The organism is Ruegeria sp. AM1 (genome assembly GCF_056540745.1).
Window position 1 is genome coordinate 207009 of sequence record NZ_JBQFXH010000003.1, and the last position, 17515, is coordinate 224523.

The 17515-nt window shown below is 61.4% G+C and carries 19 protein-coding genes; 10 read left to right on the top strand and 9 right to left on the bottom strand.

Annotated features, from left to right (window positions below):
- Entirely contained in the window at positions 1-645 is a 645-nt protein-coding gene (locus tag ACR0I7_RS11430; RefSeq protein WP_480511074.1) for an NUDIX hydrolase, read from the bottom strand.
- A gap of 5 nt (positions 646-650) precedes the next feature.
- On the bottom strand, positions 651-1220 hold the full coding sequence (locus tag ACR0I7_RS11435) for a GcrA family cell cycle regulator (RefSeq protein WP_480511076.1): 570 nt from the start codon (positions 1218-1220) through the stop codon (positions 651-653).
- Positions 1221-1346: 126 nt separating this feature from the next.
- Between ACR0I7_RS11435 and ACR0I7_RS11440 the strand changes: the two genes are divergently transcribed.
- A complete protein-coding gene (locus ACR0I7_RS11440) occupies positions 1347-2150 on the top strand; it encodes an ABC transporter permease (RefSeq protein ID WP_480511078.1) in 804 nt (267 codons plus the stop codon).
- Here the strand turns inward: ACR0I7_RS11440 and ACR0I7_RS11445 are convergent.
- A complete protein-coding gene (locus ACR0I7_RS11445; protein WP_480511080.1) occupies positions 2132-3025 on the bottom strand; it encodes a DMT family transporter in 894 nt (297 codons plus the stop codon). The genes ACR0I7_RS11440 and ACR0I7_RS11445 overlap by 19 nt on opposite strands.
- Positions 3026-3318: 293 nt before the next feature.
- On the opposite strand from ACR0I7_RS11445, the gene ACR0I7_RS11450 reads away from it, so the two are divergent.
- Genes ACR0I7_RS11450 through ACR0I7_RS11460 form a run of 3 tightly spaced genes read left to right on the top strand, consistent with a single transcriptional unit; the run spans position 3319 to position 5862 of the window.
- The gene (locus ACR0I7_RS11450; protein WP_480511082.1) at positions 3319-4506 is read left to right on the top strand and encodes an acetylornithine transaminase; all 1188 of its coding nucleotides are present in this window, start codon (positions 3319-3321) and stop codon (positions 4504-4506) included.
- A gap of 29 nt (positions 4507-4535) precedes the next feature.
- Entirely contained in the window at positions 4536-5462 is a 927-nt protein-coding gene (gene argF / locus ACR0I7_RS11455) for an ornithine carbamoyltransferase (RefSeq protein ID WP_480511084.1), read from the top strand.
- Between the two features lie 55 nt (positions 5463-5517).
- On the top strand, positions 5518-5862 hold the full coding sequence (locus tag ACR0I7_RS11460) for a 5-carboxymethyl-2-hydroxymuconate Delta-isomerase (RefSeq protein ID WP_480511086.1): 345 nt from the start codon (positions 5518-5520) through the stop codon (positions 5860-5862).
- Here ACR0I7_RS11460 and ACR0I7_RS11465 read toward each other — a convergent pair.
- Both ACR0I7_RS11465 and ACR0I7_RS11470 read right to left on the bottom strand, forming a co-directional pair.
- Positions 5859-6458, bottom strand: a complete 600-nt coding sequence (locus tag ACR0I7_RS11465; RefSeq protein WP_480511088.1) for a ferric reductase-like transmembrane domain-containing protein — start codon at positions 6456-6458, stop codon at positions 5859-5861. The genes ACR0I7_RS11460 and ACR0I7_RS11465 overlap by 4 nt on opposite strands.
- A 6-nt stretch (positions 6459-6464) precedes the next feature.
- Entirely contained in the window at positions 6465-6944 is a 480-nt protein-coding gene (locus tag ACR0I7_RS11470) for a twin-arginine translocation pathway signal (protein WP_480511090.1), read from the bottom strand.
- A gap of 219 nt (positions 6945-7163) precedes the next feature.
- Between ACR0I7_RS11470 and ACR0I7_RS11475 the strand changes: the two genes are divergently transcribed.
- Together ACR0I7_RS11475 and ACR0I7_RS11480 are read left to right on the top strand one after the other, a co-directional pair.
- Positions 7164-8129, top strand: coding sequence for a pirin family protein (locus tag ACR0I7_RS11475; protein ID WP_480511092.1), 966 nt, complete (start codon positions 7164-7166; stop codon positions 8127-8129).
- 69 nt (positions 8130-8198) lie between these two features.
- Positions 8199-9173, top strand: a complete 975-nt coding sequence (locus tag ACR0I7_RS11480) for a 2-dehydropantoate 2-reductase (RefSeq protein WP_480511094.1) — start codon at positions 8199-8201, stop codon at positions 9171-9173.
- 61 nt (positions 9174-9234) lie between these two features.
- On the opposite strand, the gene ACR0I7_RS11485 is transcribed toward ACR0I7_RS11480, so the two are convergent.
- The 3 genes from ACR0I7_RS11485 to hrpB all read right to left on the bottom strand — a co-directional run bounded on the left by ACR0I7_RS11485 (position 9235) and on the right by hrpB (position 13862).
- Entirely contained in the window at positions 9235-10713 is a 1479-nt protein-coding gene (locus tag ACR0I7_RS11485; RefSeq protein WP_480511096.1) for an inorganic phosphate transporter, read from the bottom strand.
- Positions 10714-10803: 90 nt separating this feature from the next.
- Positions 10804-11262, bottom strand: coding sequence for an NUDIX hydrolase (locus ACR0I7_RS11490; RefSeq protein ID WP_480511098.1), 459 nt, complete (start codon positions 11260-11262; stop codon positions 10804-10806).
- Between the two features lie 149 nt (positions 11263-11411).
- Positions 11412-13862, bottom strand: a complete 2451-nt coding sequence (gene hrpB / locus ACR0I7_RS11495) for an ATP-dependent helicase HrpB (RefSeq protein ID WP_480511175.1) — start codon at positions 13860-13862, stop codon at positions 11412-11414.
- 186 nt (positions 13863-14048) lie between these two features.
- Between hrpB and meaB the strand changes: the two genes are divergently transcribed.
- The 4 genes from meaB (at position 14049) to ACR0I7_RS11515 (ending at position 16765) form a co-directional block, all read left to right on the top strand.
- A complete protein-coding gene (gene meaB / locus ACR0I7_RS11500; RefSeq protein WP_480511100.1) occupies positions 14049-15026 on the top strand; it encodes a methylmalonyl Co-A mutase-associated GTPase MeaB in 978 nt (325 codons plus the stop codon).
- Between the two features lie 189 nt (positions 15027-15215).
- A complete protein-coding gene (rpmB, locus tag ACR0I7_RS11505; protein ID WP_008756960.1) occupies positions 15216-15503 on the top strand; it encodes a 50S ribosomal protein L28 in 288 nt (95 codons plus the stop codon).
- A gap of 404 nt (positions 15504-15907) precedes the next feature.
- The gene (locus ACR0I7_RS11510; RefSeq protein WP_480511102.1) at positions 15908-16258 is read left to right on the top strand and encodes a hypothetical protein; all 351 of its coding nucleotides are present in this window, start codon (positions 15908-15910) and stop codon (positions 16256-16258) included.
- A gap of 42 nt (positions 16259-16300) precedes the next feature.
- Entirely contained in the window at positions 16301-16765 is a 465-nt protein-coding gene (locus tag ACR0I7_RS11515) for a copper chaperone PCu(A)C (protein ID WP_480511103.1), read from the top strand.
- Positions 16766-16856: 91 nt separating this feature from the next.
- On the opposite strand, the gene ACR0I7_RS11520 is transcribed toward ACR0I7_RS11515, so the two are convergent.
- Complete coding sequence (locus ACR0I7_RS11520; RefSeq protein WP_480511105.1) at positions 16857-17465, bottom strand: HdeD family acid-resistance protein; 609 nt, start codon at positions 17463-17465, stop codon at positions 16857-16859.
- Between the last annotated feature and the right edge of the window lie 50 nt (positions 17466-17515).

Consider the following 17515-nt stretch of genomic DNA (forward strand, 5'->3'; position numbering starts at 1 on the left):
CTAGTCGAATTCCGCTGCTCGGCTGTCGGATGCCGCGACCTTGAAGGCCGTTAAGATATCAGAGCGAATAGTTCTGGTAAGTGAAAGATCGGGCAGGTCGTCTGTCGTAAAAAAAGCCACTTCCGTGGTTTCGGCGCCAGCTATGGGAATGCTGGCTTCAATCTCGTCGCAAAGAAAAAACACTTTGTAGAAATCCCGCGCGTCCGCCGGATAGGGATGCCGTGCCTTGTGACGCAGAGCATAAAGTTGCCGCGCGCGCACTCTTAGCCCTGCCTCTTCCCAAACCTCGCGTTCGATGTTCTCGGCAGGAGAATACCCAATATCGGCAAACCCACCGGGCATTGCCCATTTGCCATCACTGCGCTCACGTACAAGCAGGATGCGCGTATCGCGGATCACTGCGCCGCGTATGTCTATACTTGGCGTTGCATAGCCGCCTGCATGTCCCGGAAACAGCCCGTCGATCTGGGATAGGGGCACATTCCCAAGATCAGCCAGCATGGCACGCGCTATGTCTGCGATCTCGTCATAGCGCTCCCGATCAAACGGGTCTTTGGTAAAGTGCTGGCCGGTCTCAGACAGCGCGAGCAAGCGTTTTGCCCGTGCTAGCCAGGTATCCTCCATCGCTGTCGGACCCTGGCGCATCAGCTTCAGCGACGTCTGTCGCGGCGCGAACTCATGGGCTGAAACGCGACGCCCACATGTGCCTCGCAATAGGGTTTGCCCGCCTCAACGGGCAGGCCGCAGAACCAGAAATCCTCAGTCGCGGGGTCGCCCACGGGCCATTTGCAGGTTTTCTCGGTCAGTTCCATCAGCGTCAGCTTCTTGGCCTTTTTCTCAATCTCGTTGACTTTGGCCAGCGCCTCGGGGCTGATTTCGTTCGCCGAAGGCTGCGGAGGCAGCGGCTGACCCGCGGGGATGATCTGGCGACGCGCAGGCGTGGCTGGTTTCGCTTCAGGCGCCGGGGCCGGGCGGGCCGGTTCGGTCTTGGGGGCGGGCTTGGGCTTGGCCTCGGCCTTGGGTGCGGGGGCCGGCTTTTCCTTGGGCTCAGCTTTGGCTGCACCAGCGCTGGTTGCACGGTTCGACAGGCCCAGACGGTGTACCTTGCCGATCACCGCATTGCGGGTCACGCCGCCCAGCTCCTTGGCAATTTGGCTGGCCGACTGGCCTTCGCCCCACATTTTCTTCAGCAGCTCTACACGCTCGTCAGTCCAGGACATCGTTAGCCTTTCAAAAGCGGAAAGCGGCCCCGGATTCGGGCCGCCTTGGGAATTCGTCTCAGCCCCCTATTCTAAACACTGCGCGCCGAGTTACAAGCGGTCTTCGAATCAGATAAGAGGCAGAATATGCAGATTTCCGCAGATCACAGCACCCGCCGGTTCGGGGCGGTCAACTGGATGGGCCTCTATACGCTGGCCCAGCGTGAATCTCTGCGGTTCCTATCGGTCTGGACACAGACATTGCTGGCACCGCTGGTGACGGCCGGGCTGTTCCTGTTGATCTTTAACATCGCGGTTGGTCCGGGGCGACCGGATGTGATGGGCGTGCCCTTTCTGACCTTTCTGGCGCCGGGTATCATGATGATGACGGTAATCCAGAACTCGTTCGCCAACACATCCTCATCCATGGTCATCGCCAAAGTGCAGGGCAATATCGTCGATACGCTGATGCCGCCGCTGTCTCCGCTGGAAATCCTGCTGGGCTATCTCGCCGGAGGTGTCGTCCGCGGAGTGTTGATCGCGCTGGTGGTGGCCGCAGCTCTAGCGCTTGTTCTGGGGCTGGTACCGCAGCATCCATTGATCGCGTTGGTCTTTGTTATTCTTGGTGGCGCCTTCATGGGCGCGCTGGGCCTGTTCGCAGGTATCTTTGCCAACAAATTCGACCAGATGGCGGCGATTACCAATTTCATCGTCACCCCACTCGCCTTCTTGTCAGGGACATTTTATTCGGTCGATGCGCTGCCGCCGCTGCTGAACCGGATCAGTCATGTGAATCCCGTCTTCTATCTGATTGACGGGCTGCGATATGGGATGATCGGGGTCTCGGACAGTTCACCTTATCTGGGGTTTGCGGTCTGCGCGGTGGCCACAGCGCTGGTCTGTGCGCTGACCTGGCAGATGCTGCGCACCGGTTACCGGCTCAAGGCCTGACGCTGCCGCGCTTCGCGCCAGACAAGGATCAGGGCACCGGTCAGGATGATGGCCGAGCCGGACAGGCTGATCGCATCGGGGGTCACGCCAAAGACGGCAAGGTCATAAACCCCGGCGAATATCAGCGTCGCATAGCTGATCGGTGCCACAAAAGAGGCATCCGCCCGCGCCATCCCGTTGACGAAACATGCCTGCGCGCAAGCCATCAGCACGCCAATCCCTGCCAGTGCAGCCCATTGCGCTGGCGTAGGGGGGACCCACACGGCCAGAACAGCCACGCTGGCAATCGTCATGCCCATCGTATTGTTGATCAGCAGAATCTGGATCGGCATCTCTTTGCCCGACAACAGCTTGATAAAGATCAGTTCCATCCCGATCAGAGCCGCCGCAGCCAGCGCCAAAAGGGCTGCGGGTTGAAAGCTCTGGGGTGTCGGACGCAACAGGATCAGCGCACCGGCTAATGCCACTCCCGCGGCCATCCAACGCCATGGGCCCACGCTTTCTTTCAGCAGCGGTATCGCCAGCACCATGGCAAAAACCGGGTTCAGAAATGAGATCGCGGTTGCGTCCGCCATGGGGATATAGGCGACCGATGCAAACATCAGCGTTATACCGCTCCAGCCGAATGTGGTCCGTCCGATGTGCAGCCCCCAATGCGGTCGTCGCAATCGAGGCCGCAAGACAGCGACAGCGCCGAGGATTGCTAGAAAGGCAAACAGAAACCGCCCGTGGCTGATCTGAAGCGGGTGCAGGGCAGGACCTAAGGCCCCCGATCCCAGCGCCTTGGCCAACAGTGTTGTGCCTGCGAACAGCGCGCTGGCAGCGCAGATCAGCGCAGCTGCCAGAGGTGGGTTGTGTTTCTTGGGAACAAACATGGCCTACCGGTGCGACAGGCCACCGAAAATGACAAGCCGGAAATGCAAATTTGCCGCAAAATCCGCAGGTGCCCAATTTTTTGGGTTTTCAGATCGCCCGCTCGCCGTTATACGGCCTCTCCATGATCAAACCTTCGCATATCCTGCGCCTCCGACGCCGACGCTTTACTGCGTAACCGGCGCCTTGATCTGTTCGCGCATACCAAATGCGCGCAAACCTCACCAAATCTGTTGACGAACATGGGCCGAGTGTATCACTCACGAGGCTTAACTTACCCGAAAAGGATGATCCGATGATCCCGTCCGTTCTGCCGACCTATAATCGCGCGCCGCTCAGCTTTGTGAAAGGCGAAGGCGCCTGGCTGACCGAGGCGGATGGCCGACGTTTCCTGGATCTCGGCGCAGGGATCGCAGTGAACGCGCTGGGTCATGCGCATCCGGCACTAGTCAACGCGCTGACCGAACAGGCGCATGCGCTGTGGCATGTGTCGAATCTCTACAACATCCCGCAGCAGCAGGCGCTGGCGGATAAGCTGGTGGAACACACCTTTGCCGACACGGTGTTCTTTACCAATTCCGGTACGGAATCCTGCGAACTGGCCGTGAAAATGGCCCGCAAGTATTTCTACGAAAAGGGCCAGCCTGATCGGGTCGAGATCATTACCTTTGACGGCTCGTTCCATGGTCGGTCGTCGGCAGGCATTGCGGCGGCTGGTTCGGAAAAGATGACCAAGGGCTTTGGTCCCTTACTGCCGGGCTTTGTGCATCTGACCTTCGGTGACCTTGACGGCGTTACCAACGCCATCAATGACAAAACCGCCGCCATTATGATCGAGCCCGTGCAGGGTGAGGGCGGCATTCGCCCTGTACCCGATGCAGAACTCAAAGCGCTGCGGCAGATTTGCGATGACAACGGTCTGTTGCTGATTTTGGATGAGGTGCAGTGCGGTGTTGGGCGCACCGGCAAGCTGTTTGCCCATGAATGGGCGGGGATCACCCCGGATATCATGATGGTTGCCAAAGGCATTGGTGGTGGCTTTCCACTGGGGGCCGTGCTGGCCACCGAAGAGGCCGCCAGCGGTATGACCGCAGGTACCCATGGCTCGACCTATGGCGGCAATCCGCTGGGCTGCGCAGTGGGCTGTGCGGTGCTCGATCAGGTCGCCACACCCGCATTTCTGGATGGTGTCAACCGCAAGGCGGGCCTCTTGCGTCAAAAGCTCGAAGGGCTGGTCGCCGACCACCCAGACGTGTTCGAAGAGGTGCGCGGCGCGGGCTTGATGCTGGGTCTGAAATGCAAGGCGGCGAATAACGATCTGGTCAATGCTGGCTATGACAACGAGGTTATCACTGTCCCTGCGGCGGATAACGTGATCCGCCTGCTGCCACCGCTGACCCTGACCGAAGATGACATCGCGCAGGCCGTGATCCGCCTCGACAAAGCTGCAAAGCAGGTTGAAACCTCTCTGGCCACCGCCTGATCCGGACGAAAGAACAAAGTGACAGTGAAATGAACCACTTCCTCGATATCCACAAAACAGACGCTGCCGACCTGCGCGGCATGATCGATCAGGCCAGCGCCATGAAACAGGCGCGTCTGGGCCGCCCCAAGGCTGCCCCGGATGACGACCAGCCGCTGGCGGGCCGGATGGTTGCGCTGATTTTCGAAAAGCCCTCGACCCGGACCCGCGTGTCTTTTGACGTTGGTGTGCGCCAGATGGGTGGCCAGACGATGGTGCTGTCGGGCAAGGACATGCAGCTGGGCCATGGTGAAACCATCGCGGACACTGCCCGCGTCCTGTCGCGCTATGTCGATATGATCATGATCCGTACCTTCGACGAAACCATCCTGACTGAGATGGCGGAATATTCCGACGTGCCCGTGATCAACGGCCTGACCGACCGCACCCATCCCTGCCAGATCATGGCTGACGTTCTGACATTCGAGGAACATCGCGGCCCGATCAAAGGTAAGAAAGTCGTCTGGACGGGGGATGGCAACAATGTCTGCGCCTCATTCCTGCACGCGGCGGGCCAGTTTGGTTTTGACCTGACCTTCACCGGCCCCGCGCAGTTCGATCCCGAGGAAGAGTTCATGGGCCTCGCCCGTCAGAAAGGCTCGAAAATCGTCGTCGAACGCGATCCGTTCAAGGCGGTTGAGGGGGCCGATCTGGTCGTGGCCGACACCTGGGTCTCGATGCATGATTCCCAGTCTGCCAAGGAACGCCGTCACAACCTGCTGCGCCCGTATCAGGTCAACGAAGAACTGATGTCCCATGCCAAACCCGACGCGTTGTTCATGCACTGTCTGCCTGCGCACCGCGAAGAAGAGGCGACGTCAGAGGTGATGGACGGCCCGAACTCGGTCATCTTTGACGAGGCTGAGAACCGTCTGCACGCCCAAAAGGCGGTGATGCGCTGGTGTCTGAACGTCTGAGACCCGCAGAAAACCAAAGAGAGCCGAATGGCTCTCACATACACCGGAGCACCTGATGCCACATGTCACCCTCGAATTCTCGGCGGGGCTTGAGCAGTCCCATGACTTTCAGGCCATTTGCGAGCAACTCTACGCAGTCCTTGCCGCGCATGAGGAATTCGACGCCCCAACGCTGAAAATCCGCGCCATGCCGGTCCCGTATTCCTGTATCGGGACCGCGCCGCAGACCTTCATCCATGCCACGCTCTTGCTGATGCAGGGCCGGGATGAGGCGACGCGGGCCGAGCTGAACGCAATCATTCTGGATGTTCTGGCAACGGCTGCACCAGCTGTCGGCAGCATCACCGTGCAGGATGTCGAAATGACCCGCGCGACCTATGCCAAACGTCTGTCCGCCTAAGCGCGCCGTTTCACGTCCCAAACCCGTAGTCTGATTAACGTTCGGACGCTGGCCAACAGAACAAGTCCGCATAGCGCGGTCTTGGTCATAAACTCCATCGTGCCCTCAATCAGCATCGCATGCACGACGCTGCCAATGATCGTCACGCTGGCCAGCGCGGTATGGTTCAACCGCCAAACCCGAAACCGCCACCTCAGGCGCTGTCGGAACACGCCCAGCAACGCCACAGCAAATGCGGCCCACATGGCGGTTACGCCCCAGACTGAGAACGGGGTGGGTGAGACGAACAACAGCGCATCCAGAACATCCGGCGGGCTGGTGAGCCACAGTCCGCCAACATGGATTAGAATGGCCACCACCAGCGCAAGCCCGCATACCCGATGCCAATATCGGCTGGCGATCGGCGACACCCCCGGCAGCCATCGTCCCGCCAGCAACGGCTGCATCAGCAGAAGGCACATGCCCAATATGCCGGCAAATCCTGCCACGATGTAAACCGGGTCGCGCCACGCCAGCAAAGGGCTGAATCCGGCGGCGATGATCGGCACAGCGATGATGACACTCAGGGCTGCCCAAATCAGAAATGAACGGCTCACCCCGGATCAGGCGGGCTTGAGGACGAAATGAGCGGCCAAAGTCTTGTCCTTCGAACTGTCCATCACCGGTCGCAGGAATACCGTCTCAAACTCACCGCTGTCATAGGCCAGATGCCCATGCGGCTGACCAAAGGCCGGTACGATCTGTGGCATTTCCAGCCGAAACGCGCCATTGGCATCCGTCAGCGTGGCCCCGTGGCTCTGCGGGTCCCGCTCATGACCTTCGGTGGTGTGGGCCCAGATCTGGATGCGCTGACCGGGCAGGGGTGCACCATCGCCCGCACGGCGCACGGTGCCAGTCATCCAGAACCCGCCGCCCCCGATCCGGTCCACGATCGGCGCGCCGGGGCGGTAGTTGTTCGACCCGCCCCGCATTGATGCCGTTGCCGCAAGCCCCTTGGCATGTGCGGGCGCGGCCAAACCACAGACCAGCGCGGCACCTCCGGCACACAGTATCCGACGACGGTTGAACGCAAACCCGGACATCAAGAAATCTCCTACCAAACTGCCTTTCTGCGAATGATAGCACGATCCGTCACGATTCCGAGCGTGCCGGATGTGATTGGCGTCTTGTAACCGGTTGGACCACAGGTCTGAGCGGCTGCACCCCTTATGTGCGTTCATGCGGTTTATTTGTTGATATATCGCATTATACTCACATTATTCAACATATGATCCAACGCCCTCAGCCCACAGGAGACCCGCATGAGCTGGAACCCAACCCACAGCCCGGACTGCCCCTCCGACAGCGGCGCGCTTGAGGCCTTGATCATTCCACGCGCCCGCGATCTGGGCGGGTTCGAAGTGCGCCGCGCGCTGCCGTCCGTCAAACGTCAGCTTGTCGGGCCGTTCATCTTTTTCGACCAGATGGGGCCCGCTGAATTCATCACCGATGGTGGCATCGATGTCCGTCCGCATCCACATATCGGGCTTGGCACCGTAACCTATCTGTATCAGGGCGAGTTTGAACATCGCGACAGCCTCGGCACCCATCAGATGATCTATCCGGGCGAGGTCAACTGGATGGTCGCCGGTCGTGGTGTCACGCATTCCGAACGCACCAGCGCCGAAACGCGCGGCAAGACACACCAGCTCTTTGGTATCCAGACCTGGATTGCTCTGCCTGAGGCGCATGAGGATATGGCCCCCGATTTCGAACACCACAAACAGGGTGCGCTGCCGCATATCCAAGATACCGGCGTCAACGCGCGCCTGATCCTCGGCTCAGCCTATGGCGAAACCAGCCCGGTCACCATGTTGTCCGAGACCTTCTATCTGGATGTGCAACTCGATCCCGGAGCGGCCTTCCCTTTGCCCGACGACCACGAAGATCGCGGCGTCTATGTCACCCAAGGTTCAGTTGAGATCGCGGGTGATACCTTCGATGCGGGCCGCATGATGGTGTTTCGCCCCGGTGACTGCCTCTCGGTCAGGGCCGGACCGTTGGGTGCGCGGTTGATGCTGCTGGGCGGCGCAACCCTGAACGAAGATCGCTATATCTGGTGGAACTTTGTCTCTTCCTCGCAGGAAAAGATCGAAACCGCGACCCGCGAATGGAAAACCGCCGACTGGGCCAACGGCGCGTTCCACCTGCCACCCGGCGACGATCAGCAATTCATCGAAATCTCCGCCGAGCTTGACCGTACCCGGCCTAGACGGGCGCGCGTCTGATTTGTCGTTACGTCAGGCTGGCCACAGGGCGCGTTCCCGGCAATCCTGTCAGCGACAGAGGAGCGTACCATGAGGATTGTCATCGCAGGGGCCGGCAGCATCGGTTGCTATTGCGGGGCATGGCTGGCCGATGCGGGCCACACCGTCACACTGTTAGGGCGCGCGCGCGTGTTGGATCCGATCCGCCAAAATGGGCTGACGGTCACCGATTTTTCCGGGCTGCGCTGCAGCCTTTCTGCTGATCAACTGATCACCAGCACAGACCCGGCCTGCCTCGGCACCGCCGAGCTGATCATCGTCACCGTGAAATCTGGGGCCACCTCTGAAATGGCCGCGCTGATCGCGGCGCATGCCCTGCCCGCGATCCCGGTTCTGTCCTGGCAAAACGGCATGGACAATGCGCGCAGGCTGCGCACCGCGCTGCCGCAGCACGACGTCCGCGCGGGCATGGTACCTTTCAACGTGGTGCCGTCGGATAAGGCGAGTTACCACCGGGCGACCTCGGGCGATATCGTGATTCAGGCCGGGCCGGGTGCGCTCGCTGCGCAGCTCAGCAGCAGCAATCAGCCGGTAACCGAAAGCGATGACATTCAGGCGGTGCAATGGGGCAAGCTGGTTCTTAACCTCAACAACGCGCTGAATGCGCTGTCGGGGCTGACGCTGCGCGAGCAACTGCTGGATCGCAGTTGGCGTCGCCTGATGGCCGACCAGATGGCCGAGGCGCTGGCCGTTCTCAAGGCCGCTGGTCACGCCGTTGCCTCAACCACGCCGCTGCCCGCTTGGCTGGTCCCGCATATCCTGCGTCTGCCCACGCCGCTCTTTACCCGGATCGCCGCGCGGATGCTGACCATTGACCCCAGCGCCCGCACATCCATGGCCTATGATCTGATGGCAGGCCGCCCGACCGAAATAGACAGCCTGCAGGGTGAAATCATCCGCCTGGGCCGGACACATGAGGTGCCAACACCGATCTGCAACCGGGTTACAAAACTGATCCAGGATGACCACCGCGCATCGCTGGCCGCCGATCAGATCATGCGCTGAGCCGCTTCATCCGGTACAAATATCGCCCGAGCACGCGGCAGCGCCTTGCCAAAACCCGGACCTATCCAAATGCGGTCAGCACCCAGAAGATCATGGCTGACATGATTGCGGCGGCTGGTACGGTAATAATCCACGCAGCCACGATGGTCATGAAATGCGATCGGCGCACCAGCTTGCGCCGCTGGCGCTCTTCTCTGGCCAGACGCACATCCGCCGGGCGCTGACGGTTGGACCGTTGCCAGCGCCGATCCGCATGCCACTCGCGATAGAAGCCCACACCAAATACCGCGCCTACGGCGATATGAGTCGAGCTGACCGGCAGGCCCAGCCAACTGGCAAAAATCACCGTGATCGCCGCTGACAGCGCGACGCAAAAGGCGCGCATCGGGTTCAGCTTGGTGATCTGGCTGCCCACCATGCGGATCAGCTTGGGGCCAAACAGGAACAGGCCAAACGAGATCCCGAAGGCCCCGATGATCATCACCCAGGTCGGGATCGCAACTTTTGCGGCGAAATCGCCGAACTCGGCGACATGTACAATGGCCGCCAGCGGGCCCACCGCATTGGCCACGTCATTGGCCCCATGCGCAAAGCTCAGGAAGGTGGCCGAGATCACCAGAGGCAGGCCAAACAGTGTTTTCAGCGACTTGGTGCGGTTCTCCAGCCCCTCGGATTTGCGCCGGACCCACGGTACTGTGACCGCCCAGGCCAGCGCGCCCGCAGACAGTCCGATCAGCAGGGCGACCTCCAGATCGATCCTGACGATCCGTTTCAGCCCCTTGACCGACAGATAGGTCGCAAACGCGCCCGCCATCACTGCTACAAGGATCGGCACCCAGCGCCGCGCGGCTGCGATCTTGTCGTCCTGATACTGGATTTTGGTCTTGATCAACGCCAGAAACAGTGCCGCAATCACGCCGCCCAAGACCGGTGAGATCACCCAGCTGGCCGCAATAGCACCCATTGTGCCCCAGCTGACCGCGCTCAGGCCCGCAGCAGCGATACCCGCGCCCATGACGCCGCCCACAACCGAATGGGTGGTTGATACCGGCGCACCGACCCAGGTGGCCAGATTGACCCACATGGCCGAAGAAATCAGCGCTGCCATCATTGCCCAGATAAAGACGTTGCTGTTTTGCACCGACATCGGGTCGATAATCCCTTTCGAGATCGTCGAAACCACATCTCCGCCCGCCAAGAGCGCGCCCGCGCTTTCGGCCACGGCGGCAATGGCAATCGCGCCGGTCATGGTCAGTGCATTTGCACCCACCGCCGGGCCCATGTTGTTGGCCACGTCATTGGCCCCGATATTGATCGCCATATAGGCGCCGAATGCGGCGGCTGCGACCACGATCAGGCCACCATCGGCCTGCCCGAACAAAACGGCCGCCGACAGGCCTGCCAGCGCAATAAAGGCCAGGGCAATGCCGGGCGCCAGCATCGGACGTGCAACATAGGCACCTGCACGTTCAACGCTGGTGATACGCTGCAGATCACGATCCAGCTTTTGCCAGCGGGGATTTGGTTTTGAGTCGGACATGGGGCTACACATCAACAGTTATGACGCCCGCGCGCTAACGCGTTGTCCACAGCAGGACAAGTGTGTTGTCATAAAATTGAAGAAAATGCGTTAGAATTCCAGCAGCAGATCACGCAGTTCCGGCTCGTCAACCCGCGCGGCGGCAACCTGCGGAGACACCCAATGGCGTTCCCGCTGATCCGCCTCAGGATAGTCATCCGACAGCTTGGCGACCGTTAGGTGGTACACATTGGTCAGGACCGGCTCGACCGAACCATCCTTAAGCACCTTGCCATATGTATAGTATCCGACCGGGTCGGGATTGACCTTGGCCTCGCGCACGCCGGCCTCTTCCCAGGCCTCCTGCGCGGCGGCCTGCGGGCCGTCCAGCCCGTCGATGGGCCAGCCCTTGGGGATGATCCAGCGTCCGGTGTCTCGGCTGGTGATCAGCAGCACCTCGGTCTCTGCGCCGGTGCCCTGGGTACACAGGGCCGCGAACTGCACCCGCTTTGGGCGCAGCAACAGAGGTCGTGCAACCTCATCCCATATCTTTCGCGACCATTTCGACATCAGTCTGCTTACACTGCATTCGGAAGGTTAAAACTTTATGTCACATAGAGACACAGAGCGGCGTTCTCAAGATTTGCGCCTCAAAATGCCTGTTTTGGGGCGATTTCGTGGGATTTTTGCCATTTTCCGCCGGAAATCGCCGGGACGGATCAGCTGCGCCGACGTTTCGCTCGCAGGGTCGGGTCGGCCTGTGTCGGGTCTTCGGGCCAGGGGTGTTTTGGATATTGCGCGCGCATATCCTTGCGCACATCCGCATAAGACCCGGCCCAGAACCTGGGCAGATCGCGGGTGATCTGGATCGGGCGCTGCGCAGGCGACAACAGCGTGATCTTCAACGCCTCGTCGCCGATCATCGGGTGTTCCGACACGCCAAACAGCTCTTGCAACCGCACCGAGATTTCGGGCACTGCCTTGCCATAGTCAATCGGCACCTTGCGGCCCAACGGCGTGACAAAAGACGCGGGCGCGCGGCGGTCCAGCTCCTGCATCTGATCCCAGCTCAGGCGCGCCTGAAGGGAGGGCAGCAGGTCGAACCGTTTCCAGTCCTCTGCGCTGCGCACCCCGGTCAGCATCGGGCGCAGCCAGTCTTCCAGGTCCGCCATCAGCCCCGCCTCTGAGAAATCAGGCAGTGCAGTTCCGGTCCCGCGCACCAGTTCGACCCGGGCGGCCAGCCGTGCGGCCGTCCCCTGCAACCGGATACCCAGATCGCGTACGCCGTCCAGCATGGCCTCGGCCACGGCCTCGTCCGGCACATCCTTCCAGATACGATCCTCCAAGGTAATCGCGCCGAAACGTTGCTGTTTGCGGGCCACAACCCGCCGTTCGCGTTTTGACCAGGCACAGCTCTTGGCCCAGTGAATCTGATCCCTAAACAGCGCGTGCAGTTCCCGGTCCGAGATCTGCACTGCCATCCGCAGCCTTGCCTCGCGCGGATTGCCGTCGGTGTCGATGGCCACCAGATAGGGGGCTGCGGCGAGCGTATCGTCGCTTTCCATCACAACGCCCTTGCCGCCGCTCAGCACATAGCGCGGGATGTCACCCTTGCGGCGTTGTCCGATCCGGTCGGGATAGGCCAGCGCTGCCATCGCCGCCGGGCTCAGATCGCGGTTTACCGATCCGGCCTGTGATCGCAATCGCCGGGTTTCACCTTTGATGCGGTCCACAACGCCGGGATTTGCGGGCCAGGGCCGCCTGCTGCGGTACCGTCCGGGATCCCGCACCGCCTCAAGCCGCAGGTTTAGATCAACCGGCGCGCCTTTCAGTGGATCGCGCTCGGCCATAAGGGCGGCCAGCGGTGCGGCCTCTACCCCTGCGGTGACCAGCATATGCCCCAGTCTCGGATGCAGTGGCAGAGCGGCCAGCGCTCGCCCGTGAGCGGTGATGCGCCCCTTGTCGTCCAGCGCCCCCAGCATCGCCAACAGTGCGCGGGCTTCGGCCATGCTGCCCTGCGGGGGAGGTGTCAGAAAGGCCAGATCACCGGCCTCTGCCCCCCACAGCGCCAGTTCCAGCGCCAGACCGGTCAGGTCCGCTGCTTCGATCTCGGCGGGTGGAAACGCGGACAGCGCGCCTTCTTCGCCCTTTGACCACAGTCGGTAACAGACCCCTTCGGCCACACGTCCGGCCCGGCCCGCGCGCTGCGTGGCCTCGGCCCGAGTGACGCGTTCGGTCACCAGCCGCGACATGCCGGACCCCGGATCGAACCGTGCGCGCCGAGCCTGACCCATATCCACGACCACGCGAATGTCCGGTATGGTCAGCGAGGTTTCGGCAATCGACGTCGCCAGCACCACCTTGCGCCCGCGCTCGACCGGCGCAATCGCGGCGCGCTGGGCGGCAAAGGGTAGGGCACCAAAGAGAGGACGCACCACGCATGCCTCGGGCAACCTCTTGGCCAACGCTCCCTCGGCGCGTCGGATTTCTCCCTCTCCGGGTAGGAACACCAAAATCCCACCGCCAATCGCGCGGCTCTCGCGTTCAGCCTGCACTACCAGATCAACCAGCGCATCCAGCCGCCGTGCCTGAGCGGCAAGCGGACGATCCAACCAGCGCGTTTCCACCGGATAGCTGCGCCCCTCTGACGTGATCAGCGGTGCATCCATCAACCGTCCCACCGGCTCGGCATCCAAGGTCGCCGACATGGCCAGCAGGATCAGATCGTCGCGCAGCGCACCCGTGACCTCCAGACATAAGGCCAGCCCCAGATCGGCATTCAGCGAGCGCTCGTGGAATTCGTCAAAGATCACCGCGCCGATACTGGGCAGATCGGGCTCGGATTGCAGCATCCGGGTCAGGATGCCCTCGGTCACAACTTCGATCCGGGTTGCCTTGGACACCTTGGCCTCTCCGCGCACCCGATAGCCGACGGTTTCGCCCGCGCGTTCGCCCAGCGTCTCGGCCATCCGTTCTGCTGCGGCGCGCGCGGCCAGCCGGCGCGGCTCTAGCATCACGATCTTGCCCGCACACAGGCCGGCCTGCAGCATCTCCAGCGGCACCCGTGTCGTCTTACCCGCGCCCGGAGGGGCCTGCAGCACCGCCCGCCCATGGTCGCGCAGCGCGTTCAACAGGTCCGGGATGGCGTCATCAATGGGCAGGCGTGTGATCATTGGGCTCTTATCCGCGATCCGGCTGATGGCGTCCAGACAAGGCGGGCTGCACGCTAGCGCCTCGGCACGAAAAACAACACGGAGATTACAAGAAACGACAGCAGACAGATTTCCGGACCTTCCGGGCTGGACAAACCGCATCCCAAGGCGGCAAGTAGTCGTGCCGTGACGATTGGGACGAAGATGCAGACAGAAAGCCTTGCCGATAGGATTTTGAACGGAGACCGCCGGGCGCTGGCGCGTGCGATCACTCTGGTCGAAAGCAAACGCCCCGACCACCGGGAACAGGCCACGGCCTTGCTGGACGAACTGGCCGGGGCCGAGCGGCAAGCGTTGCGGATCGGGTTGTCAGGCACGCCCGGTGTGGGCAAATCCACCTTCATCGAAAGCTTCGGCATGATGCTGACCGGGCAGGGGCTGCGCGTGGCAGTTCTGGCCGTCGATCCCAGCTCGGCCCGCTCGGGCGGGTCCATTCTGGGCGACAAGACCCGAATGGAACGGCTGAGCCGCGAGAAAAACGCCTTTATCCGCCCATCCCCCAGCCAAAGCCATCTCGGCGGCGTCGCCCGCCGCACGCGCGAGGCGATCGCGCTGTGCGAGGCCGCCGGGTTCGACGTGGTGCTGACCGAAACCGTGGGTGTCGGTCAGTCTGAAACGGTCGTATCCGAGATGTCCGACCTGTTCCTGCTGTTGCTTGCCCCCGCCGGTGGCGACGAATTGCAGGGCGTCAAGCGCGGGATCATGGAAATGGCGGATATGATCCTTGTGAACAAAGCGGATGGCGATCTGAAAGCCACCGCAACCCGCACCTGCGCCGACTATGCCGGGGCGCTGCGCCTGCTGCGCAAACGCCCGCAGGACCCCGAGAGCTTTCCCAAAGCGATGACCGTTTCGGCGGTCGAGGAACACGGGCTCGACAAAGCCTGGCAAGAGATGCAGGAGCTCAGTGAATGGCGCCGCGCGCAGGGGCATTGGGATGCCAACCGCGCTGGACAGGCCCGATTCTGGTTCGACCAGGAGGTGCGTCATGCGCTGCTGTCCCGTCTCGACACGGCGAACGCGCGGGCCGAGATGGATCGGCTGGGCTCTGAAGTGGGGGCGGGTCATCTCAGCCCATCTGCTGCGGCGGATCGGATGCTGAACCTGCTGGCGACGGGGTGAGAGGGCGGCGGGGCAGCCCTCGGCAGAGCAGTCTTGAAATCCCGTGAAAGATTTCGCACAGCCTGTCTTGACCCTTCCTGTGATTCCCACTACACGCATCCAACCAGTTTTCGGGCGCGACTTCGGGTTGCGCCTCTTGTGATTTGGCCGCAGGCTGCTGCCCGGCCTCCAGAAACAAAGGAAGAAACCATGTCGCGCCGTTGCGAACTGACCGGAAAAGGCCCGATGACTGGCAACAATGTCAGCCACGCCAAAAACAGAACTCGTCGTCGTTTTCTGCCTAACCTGAACGACGTTACCCTGCAGTCTGAGACTCTGGGCCGTGGCGTCAAGCTGCGCATCTCGGCGGCTGCTCTGCGCTCGGTCGACCACCGTGGTGGTCTGGACGCGTTCCTGGCCAAAGCCAAGGACGACGAACTGTCCGCCAACGCGCTGAAAGTCAAAAAAGAAATCGCCAAGGCACAAGCTTCGGCGTAAGGCGTTTCCAGCCTGAATGTTTTGCCCCTGTTCCTTGCGGAGCGGGGGTTTTTGTTTTGTGCCTCATGCCGTTTGGCGCTATTTTCCCTAAAAATCTTAATAAATCACGTCGAACGTGAAGTTGTTCACATACGGCACGCTGCGGATGACCTAGGGTCAATCGTGTGAAGCGGCGGGGGCCAGGTTATGTCTTTAAAGAGTTTTTATTTTTTCCTGTTGTTTACCAACCTGACCGGCAAGGCAATTTCGGCCTGCTCGCGCATTCAGCGGCGGGTGAACCGGTCGCATACCAGCTTTACAGATGGGTCAATTAAACGGCCTGGGCTGGACTACTAAGCCGGGCTTCAGGCGCGACTGTTTGGCGCTTGAAGCTCGTTTAAGCCTCGTCCTATACCGGGGCTAAGATGAGATTTGTTTCTGCACAAATTCTGCCCTTTGCGCTGTCGCTGCTGGTTGCCCTGACAGGGCAGGCCGTCGCTGCGTCGCGCGGGATGGAGCGTGCAACGGGTCAGATGGTGCTGTGTACCGGCAGTGGACCGGTTGTTGTCTATATAGACGCAAACGGCGCGCCCACCGCACCGCCGCATTATTGCCCGGACTATGCGCAGGTGTTGCTGAGCGCTCTGGCGATTGCCGGACCGGACCTTCCACGCGCGCCCCGGCGGACACATCTCGCGCCAGCAGAACGGATCGGAAATCTGATTGTTGTGCCCTGCGCGGCGCATCCAGCGCGGGCGCCACCGCTTGTTGTCTGAACCCTTTGTAATGCAATTCAGACAATAAGAACGGACCTTCCAATGACTTTCAAAACCACTCTGCTGGCCTCTCTGGCCGCCGTGGCGCTTGCCTCTGCCGCTTTTGCGGAAGATACCATCAAGATCGATGACGCATATGCCCGCGCCGCCGGAAAACATGCAAAGGCGGGCGCGGCCTTCATGATGATCGAAAACACCGGTGAAACCGATGATCGCCTGATCAGCGCCACGTCGGATGTGTCGGCTCGCGTCGAGCTGCATACGCATAAGATCGACGAAAACGGTGTCGCCAAAATGGTCCACCTGGAAGAGGGCTTTGTGATCCCCGCAGGGGACATGCATATGCTGAAACGCGGCGGTGACCATGTGATGTTCATGGGGATCAAAGAGCCGTTTGAGCATGGGGCCACTATCCCGGTCACGCTGGTGTTTGAAAACGCGGGTGAGATCGAGGTGGAAATCCCTGTCGATTTGGAACGGCAGGACAAGGGCGCGCATTCTGACTAAGGCAACGCCTGTCTTCGGGCCGCGTTGCGGCCCTCATCCATGCTTCAGGCCGGGCATTGCCCGGCCTGTTCTTGTGTGGAGAACTGTGCGTCTAGCGATTGATGGTGCGCATGCCCACGCGTTCGCCTGCCTGTTTGAACCGCGCCGCCATAAAGAACATGACCGCCGCAAAACCCAGTGCCGAAAACGCAATGGCCCATCCCAGCGCCACCAGCCCGCTGCCGGGCCAGAAGATCAGCACCAGCCCGATGATCAGCGCCACAATGCCCGAGTTGCGCACGGTTGCGCGGGACGGGTCTGTGCCCGCCATCTGCCCCAGCGCCATCAGGGAGCCGATGCCGATGATCAGCGCCCAGGCGCCCAGCAGGAAAAAGGTGATCCGTGCAACCCCTTCGGGCCAGATCAGCAGGACCAGCCCGATCAGCATCGCACCCAGCCCGATGCCGCCGATCAGCCCGCGTCGGCCAAAGCCCAGCAGCGTCAGCCCGCCATCCAGCACCAGCAAAAGCCCCACCAGGCGCAGCAGCAGCGAGATGCTGCTGGTTGGCCAGAACAGCGCAGCAACGCCCACAAGCGCCGCCAGAATGCCGCGCAGCAGGAACGTCCACCACAAGTCGGACAGGTTAGCACTCAGGGCGTCCCGTTTGGCCATGCTGGCCTCGTCCATGATTTCGCCGTCGCGTGTTTTGTTCTCGGTCATGGGGATCTCCCAGCTGGTTGTGTTTGCAGCATAAACAGGAATGCAATCGG